Source organism: Thermoflexus hugenholtzii JAD2 (genome assembly GCF_900187885.1).
Classification (GTDB): domain Bacteria; phylum Chloroflexota; class Anaerolineae; order Thermoflexales; family Thermoflexaceae; genus Thermoflexus; species Thermoflexus hugenholtzii.
The window spans coordinates 310,118-323,283 of the sequence record NZ_FYEK01000003.1 but is presented as its reverse complement, the minus strand read 5'-3'; the positions used below and the strand labels follow the sequence as shown (position 1 = coordinate 323,283).

At 64.1% G+C, this 13,166-nt stretch carries 14 protein-coding genes; all 14 read left to right on the top strand.

The window, feature by feature from the left end:
* Positions 1-9: 9 nt before the first annotated feature.
* Positions 10-339, top strand: coding sequence for an NADH-quinone oxidoreductase subunit A (locus tag CFB18_RS01975; RefSeq protein WP_407083998.1), 330 nt, complete (start codon positions 10-12; stop codon positions 337-339).
* Between the two features lie 47 nt (positions 340-386).
* Positions 387-1,598, top strand: coding sequence for an NADH-quinone oxidoreductase subunit NuoH (gene nuoH, locus CFB18_RS01970; protein WP_200808031.1), 1,212 nt, complete (start codon positions 387-389; stop codon positions 1,596-1,598).
* A 76-nt stretch (positions 1,599-1,674) separates the two neighbouring features.
* Positions 1,675-2,175, top strand: a complete 501-nt coding sequence (locus CFB18_RS01965; RefSeq protein ID WP_088570120.1) for an NADH-quinone oxidoreductase subunit J family protein — start codon at positions 1,675-1,677, stop codon at positions 2,173-2,175.
* Positions 2,176-2,220: 45 nt separating this feature from the next.
* Complete coding sequence (gene nuoK, locus CFB18_RS01960; RefSeq protein WP_088570119.1) at positions 2,221-2,529, top strand: NADH-quinone oxidoreductase subunit NuoK; 309 nt, start codon at positions 2,221-2,223, stop codon at positions 2,527-2,529.
* A gap of 19 nt (positions 2,530-2,548) precedes the next feature.
* A complete protein-coding gene (gene nuoL, locus CFB18_RS01955) occupies positions 2,549-4,693 on the top strand; it encodes an NADH-quinone oxidoreductase subunit L (protein ID WP_088570118.1) in 2,145 nt (714 codons plus the stop codon).
* Positions 4,694-4,735: 42 nt separating this feature from the next.
* The gene (locus tag CFB18_RS01950) at positions 4,736-6,280 is read left to right on the top strand and encodes a complex I subunit 4 family protein (RefSeq protein ID WP_088570117.1); all 1,545 of its coding nucleotides are present in this window, start codon (positions 4,736-4,738) and stop codon (positions 6,278-6,280) included.
* 12 nt (positions 6,281-6,292) lie between these two features.
* Positions 6,293-6,604: a DUF7317 family protein gene (locus CFB18_RS01945; RefSeq protein ID WP_088570116.1), complete on the top strand. Its 312-nt coding sequence runs from the start codon at positions 6,293-6,295 to the stop codon at positions 6,602-6,604.
* Positions 6,588-7,115, top strand: coding sequence for a PIN domain-containing protein (locus CFB18_RS14855; protein WP_143597479.1), 528 nt, complete (start codon positions 6,588-6,590; stop codon positions 7,113-7,115). Before CFB18_RS01945 ends, CFB18_RS14855 begins: the two co-directional genes overlap by 17 nt.
* Positions 7,112-8,671: a complex I subunit 4 family protein gene (locus tag CFB18_RS01940; protein ID WP_088570115.1), complete on the top strand. Its 1,560-nt coding sequence runs from the start codon at positions 7,112-7,114 to the stop codon at positions 8,669-8,671. Before CFB18_RS14855 ends, CFB18_RS01940 begins: the two co-directional genes overlap by 4 nt.
* Positions 8,672-8,697: 26 nt before the next feature.
* Positions 8,698-10,152, top strand: coding sequence for an NADH-quinone oxidoreductase subunit N (locus CFB18_RS01935; protein ID WP_088570114.1), 1,455 nt, complete (start codon positions 8,698-8,700; stop codon positions 10,150-10,152).
* Between the two features lie 138 nt (positions 10,153-10,290).
* The gene (locus tag CFB18_RS01930; protein WP_088570113.1) at positions 10,291-10,620 is read left to right on the top strand and encodes an AtpZ/AtpI family protein; all 330 of its coding nucleotides are present in this window, start codon (positions 10,291-10,293) and stop codon (positions 10,618-10,620) included.
* A 61-nt stretch (positions 10,621-10,681) separates the two neighbouring features.
* Complete coding sequence (locus CFB18_RS01925; protein ID WP_088570112.1) at positions 10,682-12,001, top strand: F0F1 ATP synthase subunit A; 1,320 nt, start codon at positions 10,682-10,684, stop codon at positions 11,999-12,001.
* An 89-nt stretch (positions 12,002-12,090) separates the two neighbouring features.
* Positions 12,091-12,351, top strand: a complete 261-nt coding sequence (gene atpE, locus CFB18_RS01920; protein WP_088570111.1) for an ATP synthase F0 subunit C — start codon at positions 12,091-12,093, stop codon at positions 12,349-12,351.
* A gap of 36 nt (positions 12,352-12,387) precedes the next feature.
* The gene (atpF, locus tag CFB18_RS01915) at positions 12,388-13,122 is read left to right on the top strand and encodes a F0F1 ATP synthase subunit B (RefSeq protein WP_088570110.1); all 735 of its coding nucleotides are present in this window, start codon (positions 12,388-12,390) and stop codon (positions 13,120-13,122) included.
* Positions 13,123-13,166: the final 44 nt, after the last annotated feature.

Here is a 13,166-nt window from a genome sequence, read left to right as displayed (position 1 = left end):
GTCGTCGCGTTGTATCTCTTGCTCTCCCTGGTCCTTCTGGGAGCCACTCTGCTCCTCTGGTGGGCGTTGCGGCCCAAGAAGCCAAACCCCCTCAAACTTGAGGCCTATGAATGCGGCGTGCAGACGGTCGGGGATACCTGGGTGCAGTTCCGTGCCCAGTATTACATCTTCGCCCTCATCTTCGTGCTCTTCGATGTGGAGGCGGTGTTCCTCTTCCCGTGGGCCGTGGCTTACAACCAGCTGGGTCTGTATGCCGTGATCGAGATGGCCCTCTTCCTGCTCCTGCTGCTGGGCGGCTTGCTCTATGCTTGGCGAAAGGGCGCGCTGGAGTGGGTGTGAGGGTTGCGATCTCCCTGGACGCTTGAACCTTCCCGTGTGAGGTTCGCATGGGGCAGATTTACGATTTTATCTATAACTTGTTGCCCTATCTGGGGATGTGGCTGTACGGGTTCCTGCGGAGCCTGGGCCTCTCGGAGGAGGCCGTGTTTTTGGTGGTAGGCCTGATCAAGGCCTTCCTGTTGGCCAACTTCGGTCTCATCGGGTTTGCCATCCTCACCTATGTGGAGCGTAAGATCGTGGCCCGCTTCCAGGACCGACTGGGGCCGAACGTGGCGGGCCCGTATGGGATCCTGCAGCCGGTGGCCGATGGGATCAAGCTGCTGACGAAAGAGGACACCATGCCGGCGGGGGCGGATCGCTGGGTTTACAACCTGGCGCCCCTGATCATCGCCACATGTGCGCTGGCGCCGCTGGTGGTGATCCCCTTCGGCCCGGGGGCCATCGGGGCGGATCTCTCCATCGGGGTCCTCTATGTCCTGGCGGTGGGGTCGGGGGCCCTGGTGGGGGTGCTGATGGCCGGCTGGGGCAGCAACAACAAATACGCGCTGCTGGGCGCCTTCCGGGCGGTGGCCCAGCTGATCAGCTATGAGATCCCCGCGGTGCTCAGTGTGGTCGTCGTGGTCATGATCGCGGGGACCATGTCCACGGTGGGGATCGTGCAGGCCCAGGATGTGCCGTATCTCTTTGTGCTCCCCGTGGCGGCGCTGGCCTTCCTCCTCTCGGGCGTGGCAGAAGTAGGCCGCACGCCGTTCGATCTGCTGGAGGCCGAGTCGGAGATCGTGGCCGGCTTCCACATCGAATACAGCGGCATGAAGTTCGCCTTGGTCTTCCTGGGTGAGTTCGTCCACGCCCTGGTGGTCTCCGCCCTCTTCGCTGTCCTCTTTTTGGGTGGCTGGCGGGGGCCGTGGCTCCCACCCTATCTGTGGATGCTCATCAAGATGAGCGTAGGGATCTTCCTCTTCTTCTGGCTGCGGGCCACGCTTCCCCGGATTCGGATCGATCAGATGCTGAACCTGAACTGGAAGTTCCTGACGCCCCTGATGATCCTGAATCTGATCGGGGTGGCGCTGGTGGACAAAGGCCTGCGGGCGGCGGGGGTGAGCGGCGGGATGTGGGCGGCCGGGCTCTTCCTGTTCAACATGGCGATGCTGATCGGAGCGCTGGCCCTGCCGGGGTATCTGGGGCGCCGGGCCCGGATGGCGGCGCTGGCAGCCGAGGCGGAGGCGGAAGCCGTTGAGGCCGCTATGGCGGCGCATTGAACGGCAAGGGAAGTACAGGAACCTCACTAGACTTGTTTCCTTCGCCCGAGGAGACCTTCCGGGAGCGTGGTGGACGATGACGTTGATCCAGGCAGTTTTCATCCTGTTCGCGGCCCTGACCCTGGGGGCGGGGCTGATGACCGTCCTCAGCCGGCATCTGTTCCACGCCGTGCTCTATTTAATCCTCTCGCTGGTGGGGGTGGCGGGCCTCTTCATCCTGCTGGAGGCGGAGTTCCTGGCCGGGGTGCAGGTCTTGATCTACATCGGGGCCATCTCCATCCTGATCATCTTCGCCGTCATGCTCACCCGGGGGATGGCCCGGAACCCCGGCCCGCCGTTGAACAACCAGAGCCTGGCCGCTGCGGTGATCGCCGGGCTCTTTTTCGTCCTGCTGGCCCCGGTGCTGGCCGGGTTCCCATGGCCGACGGCCGCCCCCGGGGTGCCGGCGGACGCCATCGAGGCCCTGGGACGCTCCCTGGTGGACCCGAACCAGTTCGCCCTGCCCTTTGAGCTGGCATCGGTGATGATCCTGGCGGCGCTGATCGGGGCGATCTTCATCGCCCGGGAGAAGCGTTGAGATCCCGGAGCCGGGCCTGATCTTCGCGCGGTGGAGGGCTTCCCGATGATCCCTTTGACCTGGTATCTGCTGGTGGCGGCGGCGCTGTTCTGCATCGGCGTGTATGGGGTCCTGGCGCGGCGCAACGCCATCGCGATCCTGATGGCCATCGAGCTCATGCTCAACGCGGTGAACCTCAGTCTGGTCTCCTTCTGGCGCTACCTGCATCCGGATCGAATGGTGGGGCAGGCCTTTGCCCTCTTCGTGCTGGTGGTGGCGGCGGCGGAGGCGGCCGCCGGCCTGGCGCTGATCATCAGCATCTACCGGAACCGCGAGACGGTCGACGTGGAGAACATCGACCTCCTCAGGGGCTAATCTCTCGAGGTGGAGGAGAATGGAGAACCAGGGGACGATCCTGGCGTTGTTGACGGCCCTGATCCCGTGGCCGCCGTTCATCGCCTTCGGCCTGATTTCACTCTTTGCAAACCGCTGGAAGCGCCTCAGCCACACCCTGGCCATCGGCTCGGTGACGATCTCTTTCGTCCTCTCCCAGGTGGTGTTCTGGAGCGCCCTCCGGATCGAGCACCTGGGGGAGCACCCCATCGCCGCCCGCATCCCCTGGTTGCCGGTGGGGGCGCGACCCTTGGAGTTCGGGGTGCTGGTGGATCCCCTGGGGGCGGTGATGCTCTTCATGGTCCCCCTGGTCTCGTTGATGATCTTCATCTATAGCGTGGGCTACATGGCGGGGGATCCCCACTACAGTCGCTTCTTCGCGCTGCTCTCTTTGTTCGAGGCGGCGATGTTGCTGCTGGTGGTGGCGGATAACCTCTTGATGCTGTTCATCGGCTGGGAGGTGATGGGCTTCTGCTCCTACGCCCTCATCGGTTTCTGGTATCGCAAGCCCTCGGCCTACCGCGCCGCCGTGAAGGCCTTCATGACCACCCGGGTGGGCGATGTGCTGATGCTCCTGGGCATCGCCTACCTCTACGCTCAGACCGGCACCCTGAACTTCCACGACATCCTACGCAATCCCGAGACGCTGAAGACGCTGGCGGAGACGCCCTCTTATGTAGCGGGCCTCTCGGTGGCAGCCCTGGCCTCGCTGCTGCTGTTCGCCGGCACGGTGGGCAAGAGCGCCCAGTTCCCGCTGCACGTGTGGTTGCCGGACGCGATGGAGGGTCCCACGCCGGTCAGCGCGATGATCCACGCCGCGACCATGGTCTCGGCCGGCGTCTACACCACCATCCGGATGTTCCCGTTGCTTCAGGCGGGTCAGCACGGCCTGGGCGGGGAGACCGCCTTCTGGGTTGTGGCCCTGATCGGCGCCTTCACGGCCTTCATGGCGGCCACGATGGGCGTGGCCCAGAACGACATCAAGCGGGTGCTGGCTTATTCCACCATCTCCCAGCTGGGCTACATGCTGGCTGCGGTGGGAATTGGCGCTTACGTCGCCGCGGCCTTCCATCTGATCACCCACGCTTTCTTCAAGGCGCTGCTCTTCTTGGGCTCCGGCTCGGTCATCCATGCCATGGAGCACGGGCACCATCACGCCGGTCACGGCCATGGCCATGAGGAGCCCTTCGATCCCAACGATATGCTGCAGATGGGCGGGTTGGCCCGGCGGATGCCGGTGACCTTCTGGACCTTCCTGGCCGGCGGGCTGGCCCTGGCGGGCTTCCCGCTGATCACGGCCGGTTTCTGGAGCAAGGATGAGATCCTGGGAGAGGCCTTCCACGGGGCTTTCGAGAAAGGGGAGCTCCTGCCGCTGTTGGTTTTCCTGTTGCTGGCAACGGCCGCCGTCCTCACCGGCTTCTACACGATGCGCCAGATCGCCCTGACCTTCCTCGGGGAGCCTCGGTCCCCAGCCGCCGCTCACGCGGCAGAGAGCCCGGCTTCCATGACCATGCCGTTGATCATCCTCGCTCTCTTCGCGGTCTTGGGAGGCTACGTGGGGGTGCCGGAGGGGTTCCCGGTCCTGGGCGCGCTGTTCGGGCGGAACTGGTTCCATGAGTTCGTGGGCGGCACCCTCCTCGAGCACCCCAAGGCCCCGCCCTTCAACGCCGTCCCGGTCGTGCTCTCTTCTCTCATCGCGCTGAGTGGGCTGGCTCTGGGCGGGCTGGTCTACGCCCGTCGGCCCCTGGCGGCAGGCGAGCCGGATCCTCTGGTTCGCCTGGGCCCTATCCACACCTTCCTTCGGAACCGCTGGTATATCGACGATCTCTACCATCGTGTCTTTGTCCAGCCGACCCTGTGGCTGGCCGAGCGGGCCGTGGCGTTCTTTGTGGATCGGGTGGTGATCGATGGGTTCCTCCACGGCGTCGCCGATGCGGTCTGGTCGATGGGGGGCGCCTTGCGCCTCTTCGATCGGGTCGTGGTCAACGGCATCGGCGATGGGATCGGGGAGGCGGTGAAGGCCGCCGGCCGGGAGCTGCGGGCCCTGCAGACCGGCCTGGTCCAGAACTATCTGCTGGTGGTGGTGCTGGGGGTTCTGGGCTTCATCGTGCTGTACACGGTGGCGCCCATGCTGCGAGGGTTCTGAAGTCGTGCCTGTGATCCTGAAGGCGGAAGGGGGAAGCCGGCGATGACGCTCTTCGGGCAGCCGATCCCGATCCTCACTTTGATCACGTTCATCCCGTTGCTGGGGGCGGGGTTCATCGCGCTGACGCCGCGGGACAGCGTCCGGCTGCAGCGCGGCTTGGCGCTGGCCTTCAGCCTGATCCCGCTGGCCCTCTCCATCTGGCTGTGGTTGAACTTCGACCGGAGCCGCCCGGGCTTCCAGTTCGTGGAACGGGCGGTCTGGTTCCCCCAGGTGAACGCCAGCTACTTCCTCGGGGTGGACGGCCTGAGCGTGATGCTGATCTTCCTGACGGCGCTGCTCACGCCCCTGGGGGTCCTGGTCTCCTTTAACATCACTCAGGATCCCCGGACGTATTTCGCCCTCTTCCTGGCCCTGGAGACGGGGATCTTGGGGGTGTTCGTCAGCCTGGATCTGGTGCTCTTCTTCTTGTTCTGGGAGCTGGGCCTGGTGCCCATGTATTTCCTGATCAACAACTGGGGGGCGCCGGAGCGGCGGCATTACGCGGCCCTGAAGTTCATCCTCTACACGATGGCGGGATCCCTGGGCCTTCTGCTGGGGATCCAGCTGATCTGGGCGGCCCTGGGGGGAACGCAGGGTGGGACTTTCGATTTGCTGGAGATCAGCCGGCACTGGCCGGCCCTCCAGGGGACCCTGGCAGGGGTTCCGATGGAGGTGGTGAAGGCCATTGTGTTCTGGGCCTTCGTGATCGCTTTCGCCATTAAGGTGCCGGTCTGGCCCTTCCACACCTGGTTGCCGGACGCCCATACCGAGGCGCCCACGGCGGGCTCGATGATCCTGGCGGGGATCCTTCTGAAGCTGGGGGCCTATGGCTTCCTGCGCATCGTCTTCCCGTTGTTTCCAGCCGAATCCGCCCGGTTCGCCGTTGCCCTGGCCCTCCTGGCCACCGCGGCCATCGTCCTGGGCTCTTACGCGGCGCTGGGCCAGCGGGACTTTAAGCGGCTGGTGGCGTATTCTTCGGTGAACCACATGGGCTTCGTGGTGCTGGGGATCGCCGTGGCCGGCTATGCCCTGGGCAACCCGGCGGTGCGGGATCATGCGTTGATGGCGGTGAACGGGGCGGCGCTGCAGCTGTTCGCCCACGGCCTCTCCTCAGCGGCGATGTTCGCCCTGGTGGGAGTGGTGTACGATCGCACGCACACCCGGGATCTGGAGGCTTATGGCGGGCTATGGGCGCGGATGCCCCGCTACGGTGGGGTGCTGATCTACTGCGCAATGGCCTCGGTGGGGCTGCCGGGCCTGGCGGGCTTCGTGGCGGAGTATATGGTGGTGCAGGGGGCCTGGCCAGTGTTCACCGCCCTCACGGCCATCTCCATGCTTGGGTTACTCATCACAGGCGCGTTCATTACGAAGGCCATTCAGAAGGTGTTGCATGGACCGCTGAACCCTCAGTGGGCCCGGTTGCCGGACATGGGCGGGCGGGAACTGCTCGCCGTGGCGCCGCTGATGGCCTTCATGTTGCTCACCGGCCTGTGGCCGGCCTGGATCGTGCCCACCCTGGACGCAGCCCTGCGTGGGCTGTTCGGATGAAGGAGGCGCTTTATGGAGATCCGGATCCGTGACTTGGTAGAAGCAGGCCTATATAAGAGCGAAGAGGAGGTGATGGAGGAGGCGTTGCGCCTTCTGCTTCAGGATCGCCCACACCTACGAGTGGCCTTGGCGGTGCATCGCTATCGAACGGATCCCGAGCTGACCTTGGCTCAAGCGGCTGCGATCGCCAGGGTAAGCGTGGAGAGCATGAAGGAAATCCTAGAGCGCTACGGTGTACCCCTGCGCTTAGGACCTGCAGATCGCACGGAAGCTTTGGCCGAGATCCGAGCGTTGGAGGACTTCCTGAATGTCGGCAATAGTTGATACAACAGTCTTATCAAATTTCGCCGCCGCGCAGCGTCTGGACCTTCTCCCGTTATTGTGGAATGAGATATATATCGCATATCCAGTTTTCGAAGAAATCCGAAAGGGCGTGGAAGACGGTTATGAATTTCTGAGATCCGTCGAAAAGGTCACTTATCCGCTTCATCCAGATGGCTGGCTTAAAATTGTCTTTTTAGAAGATCCCAGAGAGGTCGAACTGCTCGCAAAACTTCCCAACAAGCCGCATTTCGGGGAAGCAGTATCTATCGCGATTGCGGCTGTAAGGGGGTGGATGTTGTTAACAGATGATCGAGCTGCGAGACTCCATGCTACACAGATGAAAGTGCAAATATCAGGAACCTTGGGGATCTTAGCAAGTCTTGTCCGTCGAGGGTTTCTGTCCGTATCTGAGGCAAATGATATTCTACGTTGTATGGTTGTTTGCGCTCGTTACCGAACTCCTTTTGCGGATTTAAATGATTTACTCTCGTTCATGGAGCGTGAAGGATGACGATCCCGGCGGTGACGCTTCCTATTCTCAGCTTCATTGTCTTCACGCCCCTGGTGGGGGCGCTCCTCCTATTGCTCATCCCGCGCCATCAGAAGGAGGCGGCGCGGGTCTTTGCGGCCACGGTCTCCGGCTTCACGTTGCTGCTGGCCCTGTGGGCCTTCGTCGCCTATGACCGCTCGGCCGGCGGCTATCAGTTCGTGGAGCGGATCTCCTGGTTGCCTCAGCTGGGGATTCATTACTATGTAGGGGTGGATGGCGTCAGTCTGCCGCTGGTGTTGCTCTCCGCCCTGGTCCTCTTCACCGGCGTGCTGGTCTCGTGGAACATCGAGGACCGCCCCCACGAGCTGTTCGCCTTTATGTTGCTTCTGGCCAGCGGCATCATGGGGGTCTTCGTGGCCCGCAACTTGGTGTTGCTGTTCTTCTTCTATGAGATCGCCATCTTCCCCAAATACTTCCTGATTGCCATCTGGGGCTCCACCCGCAAGGAATACGCGGCGATGAAGCTGGTGCTTTACACGCTGGTGGGGTCCATTATCGCCCTGGTGGGCGCCCTGGCCCTGTATTTTGTGTCCCCGGTGCGCACGTTCGATATGGATGTGTTGCGCGAGCTGGCGGCTCGAGGGGCCTTCGCGCGGCCGGTGGAGGTCTTCGGCCAGACGGTGCGCTTTGATTACCTCTGGTTCCTCCCCGTCTTCCTGGGCTTCGCAGTCACTGCCGGCCTGTGGCCGTTCCATAACTGGGTGCCGGATGGACACTCGGCGGCCCCTACGGCGGGCTCGATGTTCCTGGCCGGGGTGGTGATGAAGGTGGGGGCCTACAGCGCCCTGCGGGTGGGGATCGAGTTGCTGCCGGGCGGGGCGGTCTACTGGCTGCCGGTTGTGGTCTTCCTGGCGGTGGTCGCCGCCCTCTATTCGGCGGCTATCTCCCTGGTGCAGGAGGATCTCAAATATGTGATTGCCTTCTCCAGCATCGGGCATATGGCCTTTGTGACCATCGGGTTCGCGGCGATGAACGTCACCGGGCTGACAGGGGCGGTGCTGCAGATGTTCTCCCACGGGGTGATGGCCGCCATCCTCTTCGCCGTGGTGGGGATGGTTTACGATCGGGCGCACACGCGTTATCTGGCCCACTTGGGTGGGTTCGCCCGGGCGATGCCGATGGCGACCCTCGGCTTCGTCCTGGGCGGCCTGGTGGCGATGGGGATGCCGGGCTTCTCTGGGTTCATCGCGGAGTTTCAGGTCTTCGCAGGGATCTGGGCGGCCCGGGACACCGCCTGGTGGTATCCTTGGGTGGCGATCCTCGCCGCGCCCAGCATTGCCCTCTCGGCGGCCTATATCCTGCGGGCGCTCCAGGCCACGTTCTTTGGGGAGTTGAACCGGGAGCGCTACCCCCATGTGGGGGACGTGACCGTCCTGGATAAGGTGGCCATCGTCACGCTGGCGGTCTGGTTCGTCCTGATCGGGGTGTTCCCGCGGGTGATGACCGACCTGATCCAGATGGGCGTGGAGCCGATCGCGGCGCTGCTGCACGGGGCGATGCTGGCCTCCCTTCGTTGAGATCCACTGATCCAGAGGAGGCGTGGATGAGCGAGCTGTCCTGGTGGGCGCATCTCTGGTCGGTCCTGCCGGAGATCGTGCTGGTGGTCGCGGCGGTCGTGACCATGGCCGCGGACGCCTGGTTGCCAGAGGGACGCAAGCGGGAGCTGGGCTACTGGGCCATCGGGGGGCTGGCCGTGGCCCTGGGGGTGACAGCGGTCCAGGCGGCGCAGCTGGCCGGAGGGATGGCGGCCCCCTATGAAGCGTTCGGTGGATCCGTGCGAGCGGATCTTGCGGCGATGTTGTTCCGCCTGATCTTCCTGCTCGCAGGGATCCTCACGGTGGCGATCTCTATGGATTTCCGCCCCCTGCGCCAGAGCGGCGAGTATTACACCCTCCTGCTCCTCTCGATCCTGGGGATGGGCCTGATGGGGGCAGCGGTCAACTTGGTGACGTTGTATCTGGCCCTGGAGACGGTGGGGATCGCCCTGTATCTGCTGGCGGGATATCTGCGGGACACCCCGCGTTCCGCGGAGGCGGGGCTGAAGTATTTCCTGTTCGGGGTCTTCAGCTCCACGATCATGCTGTATGGCCTGGCCCTTCTGTATGGCTTCACCGGGGAGATCGCCTACGCCCGCATCGCCCAGGCCCTGGGCGCGCTGCCTTCTCCGGCGGTGATGGCGGCCCTCCTGCTGGTGCTGGTAGGATTCGGCTTCAAGGTCTCCGCCGTGCCCTTCCATTTCTGGACCCCGGATGTCTATGAGGGGGCGCCGACCCCGATCACCGCCTTCATCTCGGTGGCTTCCAAGGCGGCCGGGTTCGCCGTGCTCATCCGGGCGATGATCGAGGCCTTCCCCACGGTGCAGGGGAATTGGGTCGCCCTGATCTCGGCCTTGGCCTTCGTCACCATGACCGTGGGGAACCTCCTGGCGATCCCCCAGCGCAACCTCAAGCGGTTGCTGGCCTACTCGAGCATCGCCCAGGCCGGTTACATCCTGATCGGGGTGGCAGCGGCCAGCCCCCTGGGGATCGCCGCCTCGATCTTCTACCTGGGGATCTATACCCTGACCAACATCGCTGCCTTCGCCGTTGCGGTGATCATGACCAACGTGACGGGAAGCGAGGAGATCCGGGACCTGGCGGGGCTGTCCCGACGTTCCCCCGGCCTGGCCCTGGCGATGCTGGCTGCCCTCCTCTCCCTGGGGGGAATCCCTCCGCTGGTTGGCTTCTTCGCTAAGCTGTTCGTGTTCGCCGCGGCCATCGAGAGCGGATTGCTCTGGCTGGCCATCGCCGGGGTGCTGAACGCCATGGTGGCGTTTTATTACTACATCATGGTGGCTCGAGCGATGTATGTGGACCGATCGCCCGAGGAAGGGAAACCCGTTTGGATCTCCCGCCCGGCCCGTTTCACTTTGTGGTTCACTGTGGCAGGAGTGCTGTTGCTCACGGTGCTGGTCTACCCGCTTTACCAGCTGGCGCAAATGGCCGCCCAAGCCCTCTGAGCCGGATTAAAACCGGCCGGTGAGTGCGAATTTTCGGGGAGGGGCCTTGTCGACATACGGGCAGACCGGTATCATTATGGTCGTGTGGCTCAACAGGCGCGAAGCCGGAGCCGAGAAACCTTCAGACAAGCAGTTTCGATGAAATCCCCTGGACGATGGTGGATCCGGGCCTGGAACTTAGCGCTGGCGGGGGCGCTCTCCCAGATCGGGTTCATCCCCGTGGTGTTTGTGGTGGGGGCGATGCTGTGTGGGCTGTGGCTGGATCTGCGGCTGGGGACCCGGCCGGTGCTGACGGCGGCTTGCATGATCGCCGGCGCGACTCTGGGCTTGGTGGTGATGGTCCGCACGGCGATGACCGCAGCCTCCCGATTCCGGATGGAGGGAATGCAACCCGGGAGGCGAGGCCCCGGCCCCGCCGGGCTCCGGCAGGAAGATGAGCCGGACGATCCTGGGAAGGCGGCTGGATAAAGCCCGGCGAGGCTCCAGGCCGATGAATCGATCAACCAATCCGGGAGGGTGAGGCGCCGCAATGGGGAAGTTGATCCGACGGATGGGTCCTTATGCGTTGCTGGGGCTGATCGCCTTGCTCTCGTGCGGGGTGGGAGGACAGGCTTCCTTCTGGTTGTTGGGAAGCCTGCGGGCGCTCATCGGCGGGCTGGGCGCGATCTCCTTCCCCTCGGCGGGCGGGCTGATCGGGTTTCTGGTGGTGGATGCTTTTGTGATCGCCCTGGCCCTGTGGGGGCTGCGGGATACCCGGGTGATCCGTTATTTCCAGAGGCTGGTGGTGGTCCCCCTGATCCTGGGCTTCGTGCTGGGGACCTCGTTGTTTTTCGGCACCCTGGGGCAGGGGCTCTCCGTGGCGGGCAAGCCGATCAAGACCGTGCTCCCGGTGATCCTGGTGAAGCCGGAGCCGCTGACTGGCCCTCTGTTCTTCGGCGCCCCGCTCACCAACACCATGGTGGCCATGGTTCTGGTGGACCTGGTGGTCCTGGGGCTGGGTTTCCTGGCAGCCCGGCGGGCAGGTCCGCTCCCGCCACCGGTGCGCGGCCTGGGGATCCTGGTCAACCTCTTCGAGTTCCTCGTGGAGGCCCTGTATGAGAACCTGGCCAAGGTGGTCCTGGGCCCTCGGGCGCGCCATGTCTTCCCCCTGGTGGCTTCGATCTTCCTGATGGTGCTGGCGGCGAACTGGCTGGGCTTAATCCCCGGCTTCGATTCCATCGGGAAGGTGGAGCCTGCCCACGGCCCGGAGCCAGGCTATGCAGTTCTCCATTGGGGTCCGATCACCTTGCTGACAGCGGAGCCGGCGGCGGCTCCTGCGGAAGCCTCCGGTCCGAAGGCGGGTGCGCATGGGGAGGGTGAAGGGCACGGGGAGGGAAGCGCGAAAGCCGGGGAAGCCCACGGGGCCGGCTTCGTCCTGGTTCCCTATCTCCGGGCCTTGAGCACCGATCTGAACTTCACCATCGGGCTTGCCCTGGTGGCGGTCTTCATGGTGCAGGTGTGGGGAGTGCGGGCCCTGGGACCGGGCTATTTCTGGAAGTTCTTCAACGTGAAGGCACTCCGCCGTGGCTTCATGGGGATCATCGAGTTCTTCGTGAGTCTTCTGGAGCTGATCAGCGAGGTGGCCAAGATTGTCTCCTTCTCCTTCCGATTGTTTGGGAACATCTTCGCCGGCCATGTGTTGCTGGGGATCATGATCTTCCTGCTCCCCCTTCTGATCCCGGCGGTCTTCTACGGCCTGGAGATCTTCGTGGGGTTGATCCAGGCCTTCATCTTCATGATGCTCACCCTGGTCTTTATCGCCCTGGCGACAGCCGGGCATGGGGAGGAGCATTCGGAGAGTCATCACTGAGCGAAGCGAAGGATCCGGAGCCGGCCTGTTCGGTGCCGGCGCGTGCCGGATTGTCGCAATCCAAAAATCTCTTATAAGGAGGATCCAAGATGTTGGGGTTGATTCTGGCGCAGGAGATCCTTTCGCCACAGGCGTTGAGCGTGCTGGGAGCCGGTCTGGCGATCGGCCTGGGGGCGTTGGGCCCCGGGATCGGCATTGGGCTTCTGGCCAGCGGGGCTTTGCAGGCGATCGGGCGTAACCCCGAAGCGACCCCGCAGATCCAGCTCAATATGATTTTGGCCATTGCGTTCGCTGAGGCCATTGCCATCTACGCGCTGGTCGTGGCGCTGCTCCTGAAGTTCGTCGCGTAGTCGAGCACCTGAACCTCGAGATCCGGGAGGCTGGCGTTGGAGGCCCTTGGGATCAACCCGATCTATCTGATCGCCCAGATCCTCAACTTCCTGGTGATCTGGTTTCTGCTATCCCGTTTTGTCTTCCCCCGGGTGCTCAAGGCCCTGGAGGAGCGACGGGCGCTGATCGAGAAGGGACTGGAGGATGCTAAGGCGGCGGAGCAGCTGCGGGCGAGCATGCAGGCCGAGCGCCAGCGCATCCTGGAGGAGGCCCTGGCCGAGCGCCAGCGGATCGTCGCCGAGGCCGTGCGTCAGGCGGAGCAGCAGCGCGCCCAGATCCTCTCCGAAGCGCGAGTGGAAGCTCAGCGCATCCTTGAAGTGGCCCGGGAGGAGGCCGAACGGGAGCGGGAGCGCGTTCTGGGGGAGCTGCGCAACCAGATCGCCGCCCTGGCCCTGGCGGCGGCCCATCGCGTGGTGGGGGACGCTTTGGATGAATCCCGACACCGACGCCTGATCCAGGAGTTCTTTACCGCGATCCCCCCTAAAGCCTTAGACGAGCTCCGGGGTCTGAAGGGGGAGCGGGTGGAAGTGATCAGCGCTCTCCCCCTCCAGGAGGAAGAGAAGGCGCGTATCCGTCAGGAGCTCGCCGCCCGCCTGGATTCCCTCGGAGAGATCGTCTTCCGCGTGGATCCCACCATCCTGGGGGGCTTGATCCTTCGGGTGGGCGATCGAGTGGTGGACGGCAGCGTGCGAGCCCGAATGGAAGGGCTGCGGGCGGCGCTCATCGGCTGAGGATCCGCTTCGCGCGATCCGGATGGAGCCGGGACCACGCGTGG